Here is a 19,304-nt window from a genome sequence, read left to right as displayed (position 1 = left end):
CCCCACGGTCGCTCGCTTCGCGTAGCTTCCTGCCCCCCGAGGGGGCCGCTGCGCCTGCGGCCCGGCTGAGCCGGTTCCGCGGCCCCTGCTTGAAGGGGATGCCGTCACCACGCTTGCTCGTTGCGCCTCGGGGGCCGTCGGTGTTTGAGGAGCCATGAAGCGCTTCAAGATTCCGGAGTCGGTGCTGGTCGTCATTCATACGCCGCAGCTCGATGTGCTGTTGCTTGAGCGTGCCGACCATCCGGGCTTCTGGCAGAGCGTCACCGGCTCCAAAGACACGGTGGACGAACCGCTCCTGCAGACGGCGCTGCGCGAGGTGATGGAAGAAACCGGCATCGCCGCCGCACCCGCACAATTCCGGGACTGGGTACTCTCCAATCGTTACGAGATTTACCCGGCCTGGCGCCACCGCTACGCGCCGGGGGTGACGCACAATACCGAGCATGTGTTTGGCTTGTGCGTGCCCGCGACCTGCGCTGTGACCCTCCATCCGCGCGAGCACACAGCCTGGCAGTGGTTGCCGTACCGGGCCGCCGCCGATCTCTGTTTTTCCCCTTCAAACGCCGAAGCGCTCCTGTTCCTGCCACGCTTCATGGCGTGAAACGGACCGGGCCACGCGTTCGGCTTTGTTGTTTTACTTCACGCCGAGGCGGGTGCGCTGCCCGCATGTGGGTCCCAGCCGATTGGCAAATACGGGGCAGTCGGTTTAAATGGGCTGACCAGTCCACACCACATCTGAAACTCACAAGCCCCCACGCGAAATTCCCCGGCCCATGTCCCCACTCCACAAGTCCGAAGCCTTGCAATTGCTCGAAGGCGCCCAGGCCTTGTTTCCGGCACTCATCAAGGCCTTTGACGCCGCGGTCAACTGGATACAGCTGGAAACCTATATTTTTGACGTTCACGGCGTCGCTGCCGAGGTGGCCGAGGCGCTGGCACGGGCAGCGGGGCGCGGTGTGACGGTCCAGGTGCTGGTCGATGGCATCGGCACCGATCCCTTGCCGGCCGAATGGCAAAAAAAATTCAGCGAAACGGGCGTGGAGTGGTGCGTCTACTCGCCGCTGGCTTCCGGCTTCGGCGGGCTGGGCGGCTTGGGCCTGCTGGTGCCCGACAGCTGGCGCAGGCTGCACCGCAAGCTGTGCGTGGTGGACCAGCACGTGGTTTTTTGTGGTGGCATCAATGTGCTGGATGACTTCTACGATCCCAACCATGGAGAGCTCCAGGCCCCGCGTCTTGATTTTGCCGTGGCGGTGACAGGCCCGCTGGCCGCTGATGCCGCCGACGCCGCAGCGCTGCTCTGGTGGCGCGTTCAGGCAGGCTACAGCGCACGGCAAAGGCACTTGAGCGCGGCATGGGAAAAATTCAAGGCTGCCGGTTACGGTGGCCGCACTGGCAACGGAGTGCTCACCGGTCGGCCACGTTTCAGGTTTGCCGGCGCGTCGGGCGCGCGGGCCGCGCTGATACTGCGCGACAACCTGCGCAACCGCAGCAGCATCGAGCGTGTTTACCGCAAGGCGATTGGCCAGGCGCGCCAGGAAATCATCATTGCCAATGCCTATTTCCTGCCCGGCGGCAAACTGCGCCGCGCCCTCATCAATGCGGCCAGACGCGGTGTGAGCGTGACGCTGCTGCTGCAGGGACGCTACGAGTACTTCATGCAATACCATGCGGCGCGGCCGGTGTACGGCGCCCTGTTGGCGGCAGGGGTGGAAATCCATGAATACGAGGCGAGTTTTCTGCATGCCAAGGTAGCCGTTGTGGACGGACACTGGGCCACGGTGGGCTCGTCCAACCTGGATCCGCTCAGTTTTCTGCTGGCCCGGGAGGCCAACGTGGTGGTGGAGAACAAGGCGTTTGCCGAAGCGTTGAGAGACCGCCTGTGCGTGGCCATTACCAGCTACGGCCGGCGCATCGACCCCGCGGTCTACAGCCAGCGGCCGCTGGGCCAGCGTCTGCGGGGCTGGATGGCCTATGCCCTGATGCGACTGGCCTTGCTGATAACCGGACAGCGTTACTGAGCTCATTGCCCCTCGGCAGTGGCGGAGCGCGCGGGAGTCCCTGATTTTGCTATTAAATATATAGCTGCTTGCGCATACGCCCTATGGGTTGGAGACTCAAAACCTTGCAAATTTCGGGACAAGACTGTTTCAGGACGGGCTGGTAATATCAGGCATGCTTATGAAATCCACCACGCACCCCCAGGGCTCCACCGACGAGGGAACGCCCGTATCCGTGAAGATCCGCGAGCGCCTGCATCAGGCACGCAAGCGTTTCCATGCGAACGACAACATTGCCGCGTTCATTGAGCCGGGCGAGCTCGAAAAGCTGCTTGACGAAGTTGAAGTCAAGATGCAGACCGTACTTGACAGCCTGGTGATCGATACCGCCGGCGATCACAACACCAACAACACCGCGCGCCGTGTCGCCAAGATGTATCTGAACGAGGTGTTCAAGGGCCGCTATGTGCAGCCGCCCAGCATCACCGAATTCCCCAATGCCGAACACCTCAACGAGTTGATGATCGTCGGGCCGATCACCGTACGCAGCGCCTGTTCGCATCACTTTTGTCCGGTCATCGGCAAGATCTGGATTGGCGTGATGCCCAATGAGCACACCAATGTGATCGGCCTGTCCAAATATGCGCGGCTGGCCGAGTGGGTGATGGGGCGCCCGCAGATTCAGGAAGAGGCCGTCGTGCAGCTGGCCGATCTCATCATGGAGAAAACACAGCCGGATGGGCTGGCGATCGTGATGGAAGCCAGCCACTACTGCATGGCCTGGCGCGGTGTCAAGGACATGGACAGCAAGATGATCAATTCGGTGATGCGCGGCGTGTTCCTGAAGGACCCCAACCTGCGCCGTGAATTCCTTGCCCTGATTCCACAGAAAGGATGATCCCATGTTAGTCCGTTTGCTTTATGCCAGTCGCGCGCTGGATACCCGTCCCGATGCGATTGAGGCCATCCTGACCCAGTCACGCCAGTACAACCCGACCTGCGGCATCACCGGCATTCTTTGTTACGGTGGGGGGATTTTTCTGCAGGCCATCGAGGGCGGCCGCATGGCCGTCAGCGAGCTGTATGGCCACATCCAGCGGGACCCGCGCCACAAGGACGTGGCGCTGCTCGACTATGAAGAAATTTCCGAACGCCGCTTCGGCGGCTGGACCATGGGGCAGGTCAACCTGCTCAAGCTCAACCACTCCATCCTGCTGAAATATTCCGAAAAGCCGGAACTCGACCCTTACTCGGTATCGGGCAAGGTATCGATGGCCTTGCTGGAGGAATTGATGGCGACCGCCGCCATCATTGGCCGAGCCTGATTGCCTGGCACGCTTTTCATCGTGACCGGCGTGATGGTGCTGCTGGCAGTGGGTTCATGAGCATATGACGTCCGGCCTGCTGATCGGTTGCGACTTTTCCAGCAGCCCCACACGGCGCAAGCCGATCGTGATGGCTGCGGGCACGGCATCGCAGGGGCGGGTGCTGCTGGCCAGTCTCGAACGCGTGGCCTCGCTGGATGAATTTGATGAATGGCTGCGCCGGGAACGCGCCTGGATCGCGGCCTTCGATTTTCCGTTCGGCCTGCCGCGTGAACTGGTGGTGCATCTCGGCTGGCCCGAGCAGTGGCCGGCCTTGATTCGCCATTACGCCAGCCTGAGCCGGCCGGAGATACGTGACACCTTCGCCGCCTTTTGCGATGCGCGCCCCGTCGGGGGAAAGTTTGCCCACCGTGCGGCGGACAGGCCGGCTGGCTCCAGCCCGTCCATGAAGTGGGTGAATCCGCCGGTGGCCTACATGCTGCATGCCGGTGTGCCCCGGCTGCTGGAAGCCGGCGTGCACCTTCCGTGCCTGCACGAGGGGGATGTCAACCGCGTCGCGCTGGAAGGCTATCCCGGGCTGCTGGCCCGGGAGGTGCTCGGCAGTCGCTCCTACAAAAGCGACGACCGCGCCAAGCAGACGGCCGATCGCCTGATTGCGCGCAAGGACCTGATCACCGCCCTGGAGCACGGGCAGACCCGGCTGGGGGTGCGCCTGAAGGTCAGCCATGCCCAGCGGGACGCCCTCGTGGACGATGCCAGCGGCGACAGCCTGGATGCCGTGCTGTGCCTCATGCAGGCGGCGTGGGCAGCGCAGCAGGGTGCCCCCCGTTATGGCTTGCCACCCGACACCGACACGCTGGAAGGCTGGGTGGTCACTGCCTAGAATACGAGTCGATGCGCCGGATTTGCTGGTTATTTGTACAGTGTTTCAAGTATATTAGCTTTCAACCCGGTCAAGCTGCTGCCAGGCTGTGTCAGGTCTTTTGGGGCGCCAGCCCAGGTGCCGGCGGCAAGGTACAGGGCGGTCGCAGTGCCTGCCAATAATCAATCATTGCGGCCAAAAACTCATCAGTAAGGAATCGTGCGCCATCAATTCAACAGTCATGAGTAACAGTCTAATGAGCCTGACCATCCGTGAGGTGAAGGCGCTCGCGGCTCTCGCCCTGGCGGTCTGGCTGGCCTGTTGCGTTCCCGCGCGTGCGTCGGCACCGGCCCAAGCCATGTGGATGGGCGTGGTGACCTATGTCGTGGATGGCGACACCGTCTGGGTGCGGCCAGCGGATGGCGGCAAGCCCGTCAGCGTGCGAGTGGACGGCATTGACGCCCCCGAAATTTGCCAGCCGGGAGGTGGCATTTCCCGCGACGCGCTCAAGCGGCGGACCCTGGGCCAGCACATCGCGGTTTTCGGCAGGCGCCACGACGACTACGGTCGGCTACTGGCCCGGCTGCAATTGAATGGCGATGACCTGGGCCAATGGATGGTTTCGCAAGGCCAGGCGTGGTCGTATCACTATGGCAGGCGACCTGGCCCCTACGCCCTTCAGCAAAGCCGCGCGAAAGCCGCGGGACTTGGTCTTTTCTCACGGTCTCATGCCATACCGCCTGTCTATCCCCGGGCATTTCGCAAGCAGCATGGACCTTGCCACGCTTGAGCCTTGGAAGCGTTCCCTGAATTGCAGTGTTTCCTGAACGATGTCAGTCGGGGCCAGATGACGGATTCTGGATTTGTCCTACGGCATCTTCGGCAGGGGCTGACCTGACAAGGCGGGTTCCAGGGCTAAGGTTAAAAAGACACGACTCAGGATCGTCGCCCCGCCTTTGATCTGTGCCTGTGTGACCCGGTGATCCGGTCCCATTTGCTTGCTGGGCGTATTGAGTGTGCCTGGTGCCTACTTCACGAACAGGATCACGAACAGGAGTACCCATGAAAAAACCATCTTCCGATCATTGCAAGCCCCGGGTGAGGCTGACAGGCAGTTTGCTGGTCCTTCTTTTCGCCTTGAGTGCTTGCGGCAAGCAAGATGATGGCAAAACGGCCGGCCAGCAGCTGGACACCGCCATTGCGAAAACCGAACAGGCTGCCGAGAAAGCGAAAGCCAAGACCGAAAGTGCCATGGCCAATGCCGGTGTGGCGATGAAAGATGCGACCCGGGAGGTTGAAGCCTCCGGCAAGCAGATAGCGGACAAGGCCGGGGAAAAGATCAGCGACGTGAGCATCACCGCCGCGGTGTCGTCCGGGCTTGCCAAGGATCCCGAGCTGAGCGCTCTGAAAATCAATGTTGATACCAAAAATGGCGCTGTCACCTTGACGGGCTCTGCCCCCACCGAAGCTGCGCGCGAGAGAGCCGGCACCCTTGCCAAAGCCGTCAAAGGGGTGAATTCGGTCGAGAACCGGCTCACCGTGAAGGCGGGTTAACGGGGAAACGCCGCATGACCTCCACCGGCCGGTCGCAGGTGGAAGCAGGCGGAACAAAGCAGACGATGAAAACTCCATCGCCTGCCTCCGGTTGATCCCTTGACAGCGCTCACCGCCTCCAGGCTTCTGGAGGCGGCGGGTACCGGGTCAGGGACGGTCAGGGACGAACGACGATGTCGTTGCGAACGGCCTTGACGTTCTTCACGCCACGGGCAAGATCTTCAGCCTGGGCTTTTTCGGCGGTTGTTTTGGCAAAGCCGGACAGCTGAACCGTGCCATTGAGCGTTTCAACGCTGATGGACATGGCTGAGACGGTCTTGTCCCCCACGAACTTGGCCTTCACCGCGGTCGTGATGGCCGCATCGTCAATGTAGGCTCCGGCCGTCTCCTGGCCACGCCCAACAGCGCAGCCGCTGCCAATGACGGTGATGCCGGCCAGGGCCGCGAATGCAATTGCGCGAGCGTATTTCATATTATTTTCCTCTTCAGTTGTTGAATGAACCGGTGCTGAGTTAAAAAGCCTGCCGATCAGCCGCACCACGCCAATCGACCAGCGGTAATCATGGGGGTCTTCTGCGACCGTCTCTGGATTCGCCGGTCTGCACAGCGTCCCGGTGGCCATGAGCCCGAAAGCCCCGGGCCATCCCCGGCGGTGGTGAAAAGTCGAGCTTATTCATAATGGCTTTCCCGGGGTTCTGCGTCTTGCCCGGAGCCGGACAGCATGGAAAGCAGGACACTTGAAAGCTGGGACGCCTTGAGGGTTGCCAGCAACACGCCACCCAGTGAAACCAGGCGCCAGGGACGCAGCACCACGGCGGCAGCGCCAATGCCTGCGGCGATGCCCAGGAGTTTGAAGGGTTGCTCTTGCGCAAATTTGCCAATCACCGGCCGGGCCAGATCAAAAGCGGCACTTCCGGGATGATGGCGCCACCAGGCCCGCATCGCCCCCTTGGCCACTGCCCACGTCCCCCCCGCACTTGCGCGGGTCTCATCGGTTTCACCGAACGGATGCTCGTTTCGCCGGTCTGAAGATTGTGAAGATTGGCCGTCGCGCGTCATGTGCCGGACAAGCGCCTGGCGGCTGGCCGCGAGGCGTTCTTGCGGTGTGGGGGCAGTGACGGTGGGCATGGCGGAAGGGTTTCAGGCGTTTCGGGCGTTCAGGCGACCATGCGCAACGCACGCGCGTCAGTGTCGATCTGCGCCATCAATTCGGGAAAGCGTTCGCTCTGGAGTGGTTTTTTGGCGCGGACGATGGCAACGAGCAGCAATACCAGGACAAAGCCAGGCACGGCAACCAGCACCCAATGGAAGTGGTTCTGCATCAACCCCAGCATCAACGCCACGCCCGCCAGTCCCAGAAAAACCGCGGCCAACAGCACTGCCAGCACCCAGTTCACAGCCCGGACCAGCAACTCGGAGCCGGCGCTGGAGGCTTCCTGGTGAAACAGCGCGGCATACGCCGAGACATGATCCACGATGAGGTCAGGCCTTTGGATCAGGGTTGAAAAAAGTGGGTGCAGCATGATGGTGGTGTGGGTTGGTAAGCGCTGGCGTCACGCAGTAGTGACCTCAATGACGCCTTTTCAATAGCGCCGTTCGTTCCGATGGCGTGAAGAGGAAATCAGCAGGGCCACAGCTGCACCGACTGCCGCAGCAATGAGGATAGAACGCATCGGTTGCTCGGATACATACCGCGTCGTGACACCTGCAGCGCGGGAGAACGATTGCTGGGCACGCTCTTTGGCCTCGGACGCCAGGTCCAGGCTCTGACGGGCCAGCCTTTGAGCTTTGGATGCGAGCATGTCCACAACGGGGTCCACGCTACCGCGCAATTCGCGCACCTTGTTTTCTGCCTTGTCCAGCGCATCGTTCGCATGTTCCCTTGTCGACTCCACAGCCTTGACGGCATTGGCCAGCAGCTCATCGGAGGCCTGGCGCACGCCGGGCATGGTGTCGCGGCCAGTGGGGGAAGAGGGGGTATTGGGGGTCATTTCAGGTCCTTCATGAGTTGAGATTTCGGAGGTTGGGGGAAAGGGCGGCATGCAAGTGGGGTCCGTGAAGAGGGGAGAATTCGCGTCCTGATTTACGCGGTAACGGAACCGGCACAGGTGCCGGGACAGGTACCGCCACAGGGCGCGTTAGTGCTAGTTCTTCCTGATCAGGCCGATCACAAAGCTCACCACAGCCATGATGGCGAAGATGAAAAAGAGAATCTTGGCAATCTCAACGGCACCTGCCGCGATACCGCCGAAGCCAAAGATGGCGGCGATCAGCGCGATCACCAAAAAAACAACGGAATAGTGCAGCATCTCAATCTCCTTGCGTAGCTGGGTTGGGCAGTGTTTCGTTGTCGAAACTTTGAAACGCCCTGCAGCAAGGTTAAAGAGGATGGTGGTTTTTCCTCATCGGCTGTGAACGGGTACCCCTGTCAGTTCCAAGGGGGAGGCACTGTAGGAGGGGGCTGACAGTTTGTTACTGTTGGGCGCGATGCGCACGGCCCCGGGGTCAGAACGTCTTGGGCAGCACGGCAGAAATTCGCGCGCCACTTCCCTCGGCGCTGGTGACCGTCAGGCGACCGCCGGCGGCCTCCACGCGATGGCGCATGCCCGCCAGGCCGTGGCTGGTGGGCCCCACGTTTTCCACCCGGAAACCTTTGCCGTTGTCCTTGACCTCCACGGAAATGTACCTGTCGAAATTGTGAAGGCTGATTTCGGCCTGGCTGGCCGCGGCATATTTGGCAATGTTGGTCAGCGACTCCTGCACCAGCCGGTACACCGTTAGCTGGGCCGAGCCGCCAAGTTCCACGGGCTCCAGGTCGGTGGTGATGGACAGGCCGGATCGCTCCTCGAATTCCCGCGCCAGAATCTCCAGGGAGGCCACCAGACCCAGATGGGACAGCGAAGAGGGGCGCAAATCTTCAACGATGCGGCGCTTCAGGGCAATACCGCTGTTCAGCGTGCTGGTCAGGTGCTCCAGGCGTTCTGCTGCTTCCGGCAGGTTGCCCGCCAGTCGTGACCGCAGCCTGGCGACATCCAGCTTGGCGGCTGTCAGAAGCGCCCCCAGTTCGTCGTGCAGCTCCCGGGCCAGGTGGCCCCGCTCATCCTCACGCACATTCTGCAAATGGGTGGCCAGCTCTGCCAGGGTGGCCGTGCGCTCCCGCACCTGCGTCTCCAGCAGGTCACGCTCACGCTGCAGGGATTCCTGTTCGCGCCGGCCTGACGCGAGCAGGGCCTTGGTTTGCAGCAGGTACATGTAAAAAGCCAGCAGCCCCGCCAGCGCCATGGTGGCTACGCCGATGCGCGACAGCTGCAGTGTTTTCTTGATTTGGACCTGGCCCAGTTCCATCTTGCGGATGCTGCTGGCGGCCAGTTTGGACGATTGCGCACGAATCGCCTCCATGTGCTCCTTGCCGACATCCGTGGTCAGGACAAATTTCCAGGCATCTTCATTGCCTTCCTTGCGCATGCGCACGCTCAGGTCCATCTCGGCCAGTTTGCGCGCAATATGCCGGGACATGACGCCGAATTCCGTGAGTTCGTTCTGGTAGGGGATGAACAGCTGACGCAGAACATCCAGGTTCTGGCTGATATCGGCCGTGGCGCTGTTGTAGGGCTCCAGATAGCGCGGGTCGCCCGTCAGCAGGTAGCCTCGTGAGCCGGTTTCTGCATCCAGCATGCGCTGCAGCAATTGGTTGATGGCTTCACGGGTTTGCTGCGCCTCCTCGATGCTGGCCGCCGCCGCCGTGGATTCGTGAAAACTCGCCTCATTGATGAAAATGAGGATGGCGGCGGCCAGCACTGCCAGGGGCAGGCTGATGGCCATTTTCGGGATTGAGAATTTTTTCACGGCTGGCTCCGTTGGATACTTCGGGGAATAATTCGTCAATAATGGGTACTAAGGCCAATGCGGATGTCCGGCCCGGCCATCTTTTTCATTGCGTTGATTGCGTTGCCTGCTCGCGCGGGCTTTATGGAAAGACAGCGACATGATAAAAATTGGAATTGTTGATGACCATGCCATTGTGCGTTCGGGACTCAAGCAGTTTTTCTCGGACCAGGTGGATCTGCGTGTCGTCGGTGAGGCCGCCAGCGGCCGCGAGGCGATTGACCTGGTTCGCAATGTCGAGCTGGACATCCTGGTCATGGATTTGTCCATGCCGGGCCAGAGCGGCATCGATGCGCTGGCCATGATCCGCGCCAAAGCCCCCGACGTCGGCATTCTGATCCTCAGCGGCTACCCCGAGGAACACTACGCGGTCAACCTGATTCGCCAGGGAGCCAGTGGCTACCTCAACAAGGAATGCGATCCGTCGGAAATTGTGGATGCCATCCGCGTCATTTCGCTTGGCAAGCGCTACATCACGCCGGCGGTGGCAGAACTGCTGGCGCAACAATTGAACCGGCCCCACGACGTCGCCTCCCACGAGCAACTGTCGGAACGGGAATTCCAGGTGTTTCTGAAATTGGCCAAGGGGGAAACGGCCGGCGATATTGCAAAGGCGCTTTCGCTGAGCGTGAAAACCGTCAGCACCTACAGAACCCGCGTGATGGAAAAAATGAGTCTGGCGTCGAACAGCGATCTCACCTACTACGCGCTCAAGAACAAGTTGATTGACTGACTTCAAACGGTACTGCCGCTCTGCTGGAGGCAATAGTCCACCAGCGCGTCAATTTCGTTGGACTTGTCAAACACCGCGTCCACGCCCAACTGGGCACACCGGTGCCGGATGTCGGTGGTAGCGTAATTGCTGAGCACCACCACTTTCTGTCCCGGCTGGCGATTGCGGCAAGCTGCCAGCACACCCAAGCCACTCCCCTGCTTCAAAAACAAATCAACGATGGCCAGGTCCCATTGGTCACTGTTGTCAACGAGCCAGGCTTTCCCTTCATTTTCGGTTTCTGCGGTTCCCACAGCACTGACGCAGGCGAGTTCTTCAAGGGTGCCGATCAGGTTTTCCCGAATAGTGGGGTTGTCTTCGACGATGTAGGTTTTCAGTCTCACTGATCAGGTCCAGGTGGGGCGACACGGTTCGCGGAAAATTGACGAAGCCCTCAAGAGTGAACACGCCGTGTTTCCTAATGTATCGTTGCCTCGGAGGCCATTCTGCCAGTGACTCTGTTCAGCACATGTAGGATGTTTCCTACTTCCCCGCTTTTCGTTATCTTTTAGAGACTGTAGGTACCCACCCACAGCTTTTCATCGCGCTGGCCGACTGTCTGGGCCGGCTTGCTCATCGATAGTGAAGGCTCTGCCCTGAAGATGCGCATGAAGCCTTTCCGAGGCCAACTCGAGGTCAATTGCGCGGTTCCGCATCGATGCCGTGTTGGCCAATGCGGGGACAGGGTGTTTGGGCGGGCCTGAAACCTACCGGGATGCATGACCAAATCGTTGCTTCACTCCGCCGTTTTTCGCAGAGCGCTTGCGGGCCTTGCGGCCCTGTTCGTTGCTCTGGTACTGGTGGTGCTTTTCTTTCCGTGGGATGTTTTGCGCGGGCCGATCAATCGTCATGTATCGGACCAGTTGGGGCGCCGCTTCGAGATTACCCAGCATCTCGCTGTTCGTCTGGGACGAGCCGCCACCGTCAGGGCCGATGGCGTGGAAGTCGCCAACCCTGAATGGGCCAGTGAGCCCTACTTGCTCAAGGCCAGCGTTGCCGAATTTGACATCAAGCTGTGGCCGCTGCTGTTTGGCAAGGTCGAACTGCCCCGGATTGCACTGACCGAGCCGCAGATCGGCCTGCAGATCGAACCGGACGGCCGGCGCACCTGGGCGCTTTCGCGCGACACGTCCGATGAAAGCGCCGTGCCGGTCATCGGGTCCTTGCTGGTTGACCGGGGCACGCTGAAATACCGCGCTGCGGCGCAGGGCGCCAATATAGCAGCCACATTTTCCCTCTCTCCGGAGTCGGCCGGCCAGCTCCCCTTGAGTTATAAAGCTGCCGGAAAATGGAAAAATGAGGTCTTTAGCGCCAGTGGCCGCACAGGCGGCGTGCTGCAGTTGCGCGAGAAAGCGCAAGCGCCTTTCCCCATCGAGATCAATGTTCTGGCCGGAAAAACCAGCCTGAAAGCCCAAGGCTCGATTGTCAACCTCGCGGACTTTGGAGGCATGGACGCCACATTCGACCTGCAGGGCCGCAATCTCGAAGAGTTGTATAAATTGGYGGGTGTTGTGCTGCCATCCACGCCGCCCTACAAGGTGCGCGGCAAGCTGGCCAAGCATGGCAAGGTCTGGACTGCCAGCCAGATTCAGGGTGTATTGGGCAACTCTGACCTCAGCGGTGCTCTCAGTTTTGACCAGTCTGCAGCGGTGCCCGTTTTGACCGGCAACCTACAGTCAAAACTGCTGGACTTTGAGGATCTGGGGCCAATGATTGGGGCAACGCCTGCTGCCAGCAAAGCGGCCGAAGCCAAAGCCAAAGCAGAAACCAAAGCGCAAGCCGGGGCAGAGCCGCCGGGCCCGGCCATGGCGTCTTCACGCAAGGTATTGCCCGCGACCATCCTGAGCCTGGCCAGACTTCAGGCCATGAATGCCGACGTGACCTACTCGGCGGCGAATATCCGGCATGTACAGGCGCTCCCGCTGGACAAGGGCGGCGCCCATATCAAATTGAATGCGGGCGTCTTGCAGTTGAGTCCTTTTTCGCTGGGCGTGGCCGGTGGGTCGCTCGCCGGAAGCTTCAAGGTTGATTCCAACGTCGCGCCTGCGGCGTTCACTGCCCGGCTGGATGTGCGTGCGGTGCAGTTGAATCAGCTGTTTCCCAAAGTGGAGACAACCAGGAGCAGTTTCGGAAAAATCAGCGGACAGTTCAACTTCCAGGGTCGAGGGGCCTCTGTGGCGCAAGTCCTCGGGTCCGCATCGGGGGATGTCGCCGTTCTCATGGGCAAAGGACAGATCAGCAACATACTGCTCGAATTCCTGGGGCTCGATGGCGGGGAGGTCATCAAGTTCCTGGTGCGCGGCGATCGCAATGTGCAATTGCGCTGCGCTGCGGCCGCCTTTGACGTGAACCAGGGCTTGATGACCAGCCGGGCCATCGTGCTGGATACGACCGACACGGTGATCAATGGCCGTGGCCGGGTGAGCCTGGCCGAAGAAACGCTGGACATCCTCCTGGAACCGGCGCCCAAGGACCGCAGCATTCTGAGCCTCAGGTCACCGCTGCGGATTGGTGGGACTTTTGCGTCACCGTCGGCCGGACCGGACAAGGGCGCGCTGGCCGGTCGCGCCGGTATCGCCCTGGTGCTGGGCGCTATCAACCCGCTGCTCGCGCTGGCTGCCACGATTGAAACAGGCCCCGGTCAGGATGCCGATTGCAGCGAGGTTCTGGCACAGGCCGCCAAGCCTAATGGGGGCCCCAGGCCTGCTGCGACGGCCACCCGGTGAGTGGAGGGTGACCCTGGGTGCAGGGACCGGTTATCGAGGCCCCCGGCTCAATCAGTGGTAGTGGGCGCAGGCGCGGGAGCGGAGGCGCCACAGACTGTGCAGGCGATGTTTCGCGCCAGTGTCATTTCGCTCCACTCCATGGTTCGGCCATCCAGCATCAGCAGCCGCCCGGTCAGTGGCTGCCCGATGCCGCAGAGCAGCTTCAAGGCTTCGGCGGCCTGCACGGTCCCCACGATGCCGACCAGGGGGGCAAACACACCCATGGTGGCGCAGCGGGTTTCCTCGAATAGATCCGACTCCGGAAACACGCAGGCATAGCACGGTGATTGCGTGCTCCGCGGGTCATAGACCGACACCTGCCCGTCAAAGCGGATGGCCGCGCCGGAGACCAGGGGCTTGCGGTGCCTGACACACGCACGGTTGATGGCATGGCGGGTGGCAAAGTTGTCGGTGCAGTCGAGAACCAGGTCGGCCTCCCGGACCAGTTCCTCAAGCAGCGCGCCCTCGGCCCGCTGTGTGACCGGGATGACCTGGACATCCGGGTTGATGGCTTCCACGGACTGCACCACGGACTCCGCCTTGAACGTACCAATGCGGGCCAGGTTGTGGGCAATCTGCCGCTGCAGGTTGGTGGCATCCACGCGGTCATGGTCGACCACGGTGATGCGGCCCACGCCGGCACTGCCGAGGTACAGGGCCACCGGAGAACCCAGCCCGCCCGCGCCCACAATCAGCACGCGTGCGGACAGGAGCTTTTCCTGGCCCTCAATACCCAGTTCGTCGAGCAGGATGTGCCGGGAATAGCGGAGCAGCTGTTCGTCGTTCATGGGAGAAAGGGGACATAAGCCGGTCCGTACCCGCGTCGGCGCAGGGGCAGCGCACGGGTGGATCCGATCAGGTGGACGGGAGCCGACGACCTGATCGTTACCGGCCTACAGACTGGCCTAGTTTTCTTTTTTCTCGTTTTTGGGCTCGACCACCGCCGTCTTGCTGACCAGCACCGGCCGGCCCTTGAGCTGATTGATGGCCTGCGCAAGCTGGAAATCCTTGTCGCTGCCCAGTTCAGGCGGGCGGCGCTGCTCTGGTGTCTTCTTGGCTTCTTCTTCCAGTCGCTTCAAGGCTTCCTCGCGGGCTTTTTCCCGGCTGGCGTCCTTGACTTCGGAGCCCTGGCCGCTGTTGAGGTGCTTCTCCAGGTCAGCTTCGCGTGTGCGCAGCGCGGCAAACGGGCTGCCTTCGGCGGTGTCGTCCACCAGCACATCGGGAACGATGCCGCGCGCCTGGATGGACTTGCCGCTGGGGGTGTAGTAACGGGCCGTGGTGAGCTTGATGCCGGTGTCGGGGCCCAGCGGACGCACGGTCTGGACCGAGCCCTTGCCGAAGGTCTGGTTGCCCATGATGGTCGCGCGTTTGTAATCCTGGAGGGCGCCCGCCACAATCTCGCTGGCGGAGGCAGAACCCTCATTGACAAGCACCACCAGCGGCACCTTCTTGATGGCTGCGGGGAGGCGCTTCAGGGGATCAGCCCCGCTGCGGCGCTGGTAAAACTCCGGGGCCGCCTTGTAGGTGAACTTGCTTTCCGCCAGCTGGCCATTGGTCGAGACCACCGTGACGTTCTCCGGCAGGAAGGCGGCCGACACCGCAACGGCTGCATCCAGCAAGCCACCCGGGTCGTTGCGCAGGTCCAGCACCAGACCTTTGAGGTTGGGCTCCTGCTTGTAAATCTGTTCCAGCTTGGTCACAAAATCGTCCACCGTACGTTCCTGGAACTGGCTCAACCGGATCCAGGCGTAGCCGGGCTCAATGACCTTGCTGCGCACTGACTGGGTACGGATTTCCTCGCGCGTGATGGTGACGGGGAATGTCCGGTTTTCATCCTTGCGGAAAATGGTCAGCAGCACCTTGGTCTTGGGCTCGCCGCGCATTTTCTTGACCGCGTCGTTGAGTGACAGGCCCTTCACGGCCGTGTCATCGATCCGGGTGATCAGGTCGTTGGGTTTGAGGCCCGCGCGGTCGGCGGGTGAGCCTTCAATCGGGGAAACCACCTTGACCAGACCGTCTTCCTGGCTGATCTCGATGCCGACACCCACAAAGCGCCCCGAGGTGCCCTCGCGAAACTCCTTGTACGACTTTTTGTCGAAATAAACGGAGTGCGGATCCAGGCTGGCCACCATGCCCGAAATGGCGTCGGTGATGAGCTTTTTCTCGTCAACCGGCTCCACATAATCGGTTTTGACCATGCCAAACACGGCCGCCAGCTGTTGTAGCTCTTCCAGTGGCAAAGGGGAGAGGCCACCGCGTGCAACGGCCTGCAGTTGCACCGTGGTGAGGGCGCCTGCGACCGCGCCAATTGAAATCCAGCCTGCGATTTTGAGCTTCTGACCCATAAAACTACCTTAATAAGCCTTGAGGAACCCTTGCTCCTGCGTACCAGAAGCAATATACACCTTGGAGAAAAGCCCCATTCAGCAGTTCCATGTTGCGCAGCCGCCAAGCTGGCAAAAACGGCAAAAATGTGCGGTTTTTGCCAGCTTTTACCGGACTTTTACATGAAGTCTGATCAGCCCTTGCCTTGCGCTGCCACGGCCGCGGCAGCTTTAGCTACCGCTTCGCTGTCGCCAAGGTAGTAGTGGCGCAGGGGCTTGAGCTGGTCGTCCAGTTCATAAACCAGCGGGATGCCATTGGGGATGTTGAGCCCGACAATGTCGTTGTCCGAGATGTTGTCCAGGTACTTCACCAGCGCGCGTATCGAGTTGCCGTGAGCCGCCACCACAACGCGTTTGCCGGCCTTGATGGCAGGCGCCATGGATTCATTCCAGAAGGGCAATACCCGCGCCACGGTGTCTTTCAGGCACTCCGTCAGCGGCACCTGCTCGGGCGGCAATTTGGCATAACGGGGGTCGCCGCGTTCGCTGCGCTCGTCCTCGGCGTCCAGCGGCGGGGGCGGGGTGTCGTAGCTGCGGCGCCAGATCAGCACCTGCTCTTCGCCGTATTTTTTGGCGGTCTCGGCCTTGTTCAGCCCCTGCAGTGCACCGTAATGCCGCTCGTTCAGGCGCCAGCTGTTCACGACCGGCAGCCAGGTCCGGTCCATCTCGTCCAGCACATGCCAGAGGGTGCGGGTTGCACGCTTGAGCACGCTGGTATAGGCCACGTCAAAGTCATAGCCCTCGCTTTTAAGCAGTTTTCCGGCGTCCTTGGCTTGCGTGATGCCTGTTTCCGTCAGGTCGACATCAGTCCAGCCGGTAAACCGGTTTTCAAGGTTCCAGGTGGATTCGCCATGGCGGATGAGCACGAGTTTGTACATGGTGTGGCAGTAGGGGGTGGGTAAGGAGGGGAGACGTAAACAGGGGCAAAAGAGCGGTTGGCGGGCAATTGCCGGCCTCCATTCTAAAATCACTGGTTTGGTGAAAAACACACAAAGGGTAGCAAGTGAAATTTCTGATCGATAACTGGATGCTGATTTCGGTAGCATTCGCCTCGGGCGGCATGCTGGTTTGGCCCATGATTTCGGGTGCCATGAATGCCGGCGCGCTGAGCGCCAGTGGCGCCGTGCAACTGATCAACCGTGAAAAAGCGGTGGTGGTGGATGTGAGCGAGGCGGACGAGTTTGCGGCCGGTCATGTTGGCGGCGCCAAAAACGTGCCTTTCAGCGAACTGGAGAGCAAGCTGCCCGGCGTCGTGAAAAACAAGGCCCTGCCGCTGATCCTGGTGTGCTCCAGCGGTGCGCGTGCTGGCCGTGCCGTCGCCGTGGCCAAAAAGCTCGGGTACGAGCAGGCTCAATCCCTGGGTGGCGGGCTCAAAGCCTGGAAAGACGCTAACCTTCCGCTCGAGAAAGCCTGAACCAGCTCATTGCCCCGCCGCCGCCGGAGAGGGCCGTGGTCGGGTTTTGACCCAGGTTTCCACCCATTTCCCATAGCTGCGCCTTGCGAGCGCGGTCCGCACGACCCAGAGAACCCATGCAACCCGTCAAGATATACACCACGGCCACCTGCCCCTATTGCATTCACGCCAAACAGCTGCTCAAACAACGTGGCGTGGCCGAACTCGATGAGATTCGTGTGGACATGCTGCCTGGCGAGCGCCAGAAAATGATGGACATCACCGGCCGGCGTACGGTGCCGCAGATCTTCATTGGCGACACCCATGTTGGCGGTTGTGACGAGCTGGTGGCCCTGGACGGGCGGGGTGGCCTGATGCCGTTGCTCAATGGCGGCGGCGTTTGACGTTTGAGCCGGTCGGTCGAGCCCCAGAAAAATCCGCCCCTCAAGGGGCAGCGAGGACGCATAAGTGCCGGGCGTGGGGGCCCCGATTTTCCGCCGGCCGCCCCWAGGAAAATCCGCCCCCTCGGGGGGGCAGCGAGGACACGCAAGTGCCGGGCGTGGGGGCTCCCGATTTTCCGCCGGGCCGCCCCAAGGAAAATCCGCCCCCTCGGGGGGGCAGCGAGGACACGCAAGTGCCGAGCGTGGGGGCTTTATTTCTTCCTGAGATAATGCCCCGTTGTCTGCCCCCTGCGGGCAGGTCCCCATCTTCCGATTTATCCAAGCACCCGAAAGAGCACCATGGCAGAAGCCAACCTTGATCCCGTATTCCAGATCCAGCGCGTTTACCTGAAGGACGTGTCGCTGGAGCAGCCCAATTCGCCTGAAATCCTGCTGAACCAGGAGCAGCCTGGCGTCGACATCCAGCTGGGCGTGGATGCCAAGCCGGTGGCTGATGGCTTGTTTGAAGTCACCGTGACCGCCACTGTGCACACCAAGATTGCCGACAAGACGGTCTTTTTGGTCGAGGCCAAGCAGGCGGGTATTTTTGAAATCCGCAACATGCACACCGACCAGCTCGGCGCCATCCTGGGCATTGCCTGCCCGCAAATTGTTTACCCCTACCTGCGCAGCAACGTGGCCGACGTAATCCAGCGCGGCGGCTTTCCGCCCGTGCACATGGCTGAAATCAATTTCCAGGCCATGTACGAGCAGCAGCAACAGGCCGAGGCCGCCGCGCCGTCCGCACCCCAAATCATCGTTTGAGGGCCGGCTGAACCGCCGTCCGCTTTTTTTGCTCATCCGGACATGAAAATAGTCGTCATCGGTGCTGGCGCATGGGGTACGGCAATGGCCGTCAATGCGGCAGGCGCTGTGGACGCGGCAGGCTCCGGCGCGCCCCGGCATCAGGTCACGCTATGGGCGCGCGACGCGGCGCTGGTCCAGGCCATGCAGGCCGAACGCGCCAACACCCGCTACCTGCCCGGCATCACCCTGCCCGGCAACCTGCTGCTGCAAGGCGGTGGGGATGCATCGTTGGCCGAGGCCGTCAGCGGGCAGGACCTGATCATCCTGGCCACGCCGGTTTCCGCGGCGCGCGGCTTGCTGCAAAGGCTGCAACAGGTCAGCGTGCCGGTGGTCTGGCTGAGCAAGGGTTTTGAGGCGCCGGTGGCCGTGGAGTCCCGGTCTGCCGCCTCCCCAGCCTCCTCTTCATCCTCTTTAGCGTCTTCTTCAACTTCACCGTTTGGCCTGTTGGTCCATGAAATACGGGCGCAGGTAGCCGTCAATTTAAGAGCGGGCGTACTCAGCGGCCCGAGTTTCGCGCTCGAGGTGGCGCGCGGCCAGCCGACCGCGCTGGTCGCGGCGAGCGAGCATGCCGAGGTGCGCGATGCACTGGTTGGCGCGTTTCATGGCGCCTCGCTGCGCATTTACACCAGTGACGACATCGTGGGTGTCGAGGTCGGCGGCGCTGTCAAGAATGTGCTGGCCATCGCCACCGGCCTGTGTGACGGCTTGCAGCTGGGGCTGAACGCCCGTGCGGCTTTGATCACGCGCGGGCTCGCCGAAATGACGCGGCTGGGCGTGGCCTTGGGCGCCCGTGCCGAAACCTTTACCGGCCTGTCGGGCCTGGGCGACCTGGTGCTGACGGCCACGGGCGATCTCAGCCGCAACCGCAAAGTGGGGCTGTTGCTGGCGCAGGGTAAAACGCTGACCGAAGCGGTCAAGTCGCTGGGCCATGTGGCCGAGGGGGTTTACTGTGCCCGCACCGTGGTGCAGCGCGCCGCAGGCCTGGGCGTCGACATGCCGATTGCGCAAGGCGTGGTGGCGCTGCTGGATGGCAAGCTTAGACCGGCTGAAGCAGTCGCCGCCCTGATGGGGCGCGGACCGACGACCGAGCTGGCCTGAGCGCACCCCTGATCCGTTATTG

23 protein-coding genes are annotated in these 19,304 nt (G+C 61.6%); 13 read left to right on the top strand and 10 right to left on the bottom strand.

Translation table 11 applies throughout. The annotated features are described in order from the left end of the window. The first annotated feature begins 154 nt into the window (after nucleotides 1–154). The 7 genes from nudB (at nucleotide 155) to AC1DUB_RS05155 (ending at nucleotide 5,738) form a co-directional block, all read left to right on the top strand. Nucleotides 155–601: a dihydroneopterin triphosphate diphosphatase gene (nudB, locus tag AC1DUB_RS05185; protein ID WP_477728598.1), complete on the top strand. Its 447-nt coding sequence runs from the start codon at nucleotides 155–157 to the stop codon at nucleotides 599–601. Nucleotides 602–773: 172 nt separating this feature from the next. Then, complete coding sequence (gene clsB, locus AC1DUB_RS05180; RefSeq protein WP_477728597.1) at nucleotides 774–2,018, top strand: cardiolipin synthase ClsB; 1,245 nt, start codon at nucleotides 774–776, stop codon at nucleotides 2,016–2,018. A gap of 154 nt (nucleotides 2,019–2,172) precedes the next feature. Beyond that, nucleotides 2,173–2,895, top strand: coding sequence for a GTP cyclohydrolase I (folE, locus tag AC1DUB_RS05175; RefSeq protein ID WP_477717770.1), 723 nt, complete (start codon nucleotides 2,173–2,175; stop codon nucleotides 2,893–2,895). Between the two features lie 4 nt (nucleotides 2,896–2,899). Then, the gene (locus tag AC1DUB_RS05170) at nucleotides 2,900–3,322 is read left to right on the top strand and encodes a BLUF domain-containing protein (RefSeq protein WP_011481828.1); all 423 of its coding nucleotides are present in this window, start codon (nucleotides 2,900–2,902) and stop codon (nucleotides 3,320–3,322) included. Nucleotides 3,323–3,386: 64 nt separating this feature from the next. Next, complete coding sequence (locus AC1DUB_RS05165) at nucleotides 3,387–4,205, top strand: DUF429 domain-containing protein (RefSeq protein ID WP_477717771.1); 819 nt, start codon at nucleotides 3,387–3,389, stop codon at nucleotides 4,203–4,205. A gap of 220 nt (nucleotides 4,206–4,425) precedes the next feature. Beyond that, entirely contained in the window at nucleotides 4,426–4,974 is a 549-nt protein-coding gene (locus AC1DUB_RS05160; RefSeq protein WP_477728596.1) for a thermonuclease family protein, read from the top strand. Between the two features lie 272 nt (nucleotides 4,975–5,246). After that, complete coding sequence (locus tag AC1DUB_RS05155) at nucleotides 5,247–5,738, top strand: BON domain-containing protein (protein WP_477728595.1); 492 nt, start codon at nucleotides 5,247–5,249, stop codon at nucleotides 5,736–5,738. A gap of 157 nt (nucleotides 5,739–5,895) precedes the next feature. Here AC1DUB_RS05155 and AC1DUB_RS05150 read toward each other — a convergent pair whose 3' ends face one another. The 6 genes from AC1DUB_RS05150 to AC1DUB_RS05125 all read right to left on the bottom strand — a co-directional run bounded on the left by AC1DUB_RS05150 (nucleotide 5,896) and on the right by AC1DUB_RS05125 (nucleotide 9,584). Further along, complete coding sequence (locus tag AC1DUB_RS05150; protein ID WP_477719948.1) at nucleotides 5,896–6,210, bottom strand: BON domain-containing protein; 315 nt, start codon at nucleotides 6,208–6,210, stop codon at nucleotides 5,896–5,898. Nucleotides 6,211–6,407: 197 nt separating this feature from the next. Next, the gene (locus tag AC1DUB_RS05145; protein ID WP_477728594.1) at nucleotides 6,408–6,866 is read right to left on the bottom strand and encodes a hypothetical protein; all 459 of its coding nucleotides are present in this window, start codon (nucleotides 6,864–6,866) and stop codon (nucleotides 6,408–6,410) included. Between the two features lie 29 nt (nucleotides 6,867–6,895). Next, the gene (locus tag AC1DUB_RS05140; protein ID WP_477728593.1) at nucleotides 6,896–7,261 is read right to left on the bottom strand and encodes a hypothetical protein; all 366 of its coding nucleotides are present in this window, start codon (nucleotides 7,259–7,261) and stop codon (nucleotides 6,896–6,898) included. 60 nt (nucleotides 7,262–7,321) lie between these two features. After that, nucleotides 7,322–7,729 carry a glycine zipper domain-containing protein gene (locus AC1DUB_RS05135; protein ID WP_477719942.1) on the bottom strand — a complete coding sequence of 136 codons (408 nt, stop codon included), beginning with the start codon at nucleotides 7,727–7,729 and terminating at the stop codon, nucleotides 7,322–7,324. A 153-nt stretch (nucleotides 7,730–7,882) separates the two neighbouring features. Then, nucleotides 7,883–8,047 carry a DUF1328 domain-containing protein gene (locus tag AC1DUB_RS05130; protein WP_477719941.1) on the bottom strand — a complete coding sequence of 55 codons (165 nt, stop codon included), beginning with the start codon at nucleotides 8,045–8,047 and terminating at the stop codon, nucleotides 7,883–7,885. Between the two features lie 196 nt (nucleotides 8,048–8,243). Beyond that, nucleotides 8,244–9,584 (bottom strand): sensor histidine kinase, encoded by a 1,341-nt coding sequence (locus AC1DUB_RS05125; RefSeq protein WP_477728592.1) that lies wholly within the window; start codon nucleotides 9,582–9,584, stop codon nucleotides 8,244–8,246. 139 nt (nucleotides 9,585–9,723) lie between these two features. On the opposite strand from AC1DUB_RS05125, the gene AC1DUB_RS05120 reads away from it, so the two are divergent. Beyond that, nucleotides 9,724–10,356, top strand: coding sequence for a response regulator (locus tag AC1DUB_RS05120; protein ID WP_011481839.1), 633 nt, complete (start codon nucleotides 9,724–9,726; stop codon nucleotides 10,354–10,356). 2 nt (nucleotides 10,357–10,358) lie between these two features. On the opposite strand, the gene AC1DUB_RS05115 is transcribed toward AC1DUB_RS05120, so the two are convergent. Further along, on the bottom strand, nucleotides 10,359–10,739 hold the full coding sequence (locus AC1DUB_RS05115) for a response regulator (RefSeq protein WP_477728591.1): 381 nt from the start codon (nucleotides 10,737–10,739) through the stop codon (nucleotides 10,359–10,361). Nucleotides 10,740–11,114: 375 nt separating this feature from the next. Between AC1DUB_RS05115 and AC1DUB_RS05110 the strand changes: the two genes are divergently transcribed. After that, on the top strand, nucleotides 11,115–13,121 hold the full coding sequence (locus AC1DUB_RS05110) for an AsmA family protein (RefSeq protein WP_477728590.1): 2,007 nt from the start codon (nucleotides 11,115–11,117) through the stop codon (nucleotides 13,119–13,121). Between the two features lie 47 nt (nucleotides 13,122–13,168). On the opposite strand, the gene AC1DUB_RS05105 is transcribed toward AC1DUB_RS05110, so the two are convergent. The 3 genes from AC1DUB_RS05105 to gpmA form a co-directional block, all read right to left on the bottom strand. Then, nucleotides 13,169–13,948, bottom strand: coding sequence for a HesA/MoeB/ThiF family protein (locus AC1DUB_RS05105; protein ID WP_477728589.1), 780 nt, complete (start codon nucleotides 13,946–13,948; stop codon nucleotides 13,169–13,171). 117 nt (nucleotides 13,949–14,065) lie between these two features. After that, nucleotides 14,066–15,505 (bottom strand): S41 family peptidase, encoded by a 1,440-nt coding sequence (locus AC1DUB_RS05100; protein ID WP_477719936.1) that lies wholly within the window; start codon nucleotides 15,503–15,505, stop codon nucleotides 14,066–14,068. Between the two features lie 173 nt (nucleotides 15,506–15,678). Further along, a complete protein-coding gene (gpmA, locus tag AC1DUB_RS05095; protein WP_477728588.1) occupies nucleotides 15,679–16,422 on the bottom strand; it encodes a 2,3-diphosphoglycerate-dependent phosphoglycerate mutase in 744 nt (247 codons plus the stop codon). 125 nt (nucleotides 16,423–16,547) lie between these two features. Between gpmA and AC1DUB_RS05090 the strand changes: the two genes are divergently transcribed. From AC1DUB_RS05090 to AC1DUB_RS05075, 4 genes are all read left to right on the top strand, one after another. Further along, nucleotides 16,548–16,958, top strand: coding sequence for a rhodanese-like domain-containing protein (locus tag AC1DUB_RS05090; protein ID WP_477728587.1), 411 nt, complete (start codon nucleotides 16,548–16,550; stop codon nucleotides 16,956–16,958). Between the two features lie 116 nt (nucleotides 16,959–17,074). Next, on the top strand, nucleotides 17,075–17,341 hold the full coding sequence (gene grxC, locus AC1DUB_RS05085; protein ID WP_477719933.1) for a glutaredoxin 3: 267 nt from the start codon (nucleotides 17,075–17,077) through the stop codon (nucleotides 17,339–17,341). A gap of 336 nt (nucleotides 17,342–17,677) precedes the next feature. Next, nucleotides 17,678–18,142 (top strand): protein-export chaperone SecB, encoded by a 465-nt coding sequence (gene secB, locus AC1DUB_RS05080; RefSeq protein WP_477728586.1) that lies wholly within the window; start codon nucleotides 17,678–17,680, stop codon nucleotides 18,140–18,142. A 42-nt stretch (nucleotides 18,143–18,184) separates the two neighbouring features. Further along, entirely contained in the window at nucleotides 18,185–19,282 is a 1,098-nt protein-coding gene (locus tag AC1DUB_RS05075; RefSeq protein ID WP_477728585.1) for an NAD(P)H-dependent glycerol-3-phosphate dehydrogenase, read from the top strand. Nucleotides 19,283–19,304 lie beyond the last annotated feature (22 nt).

This window comes from Polaromonas sp. P4_F9, assembly GCF_056401235.1.
Note: the sequence above shows the minus strand (reverse complement) of the source record. Positions and strands in the feature narration are given on the sequence as shown.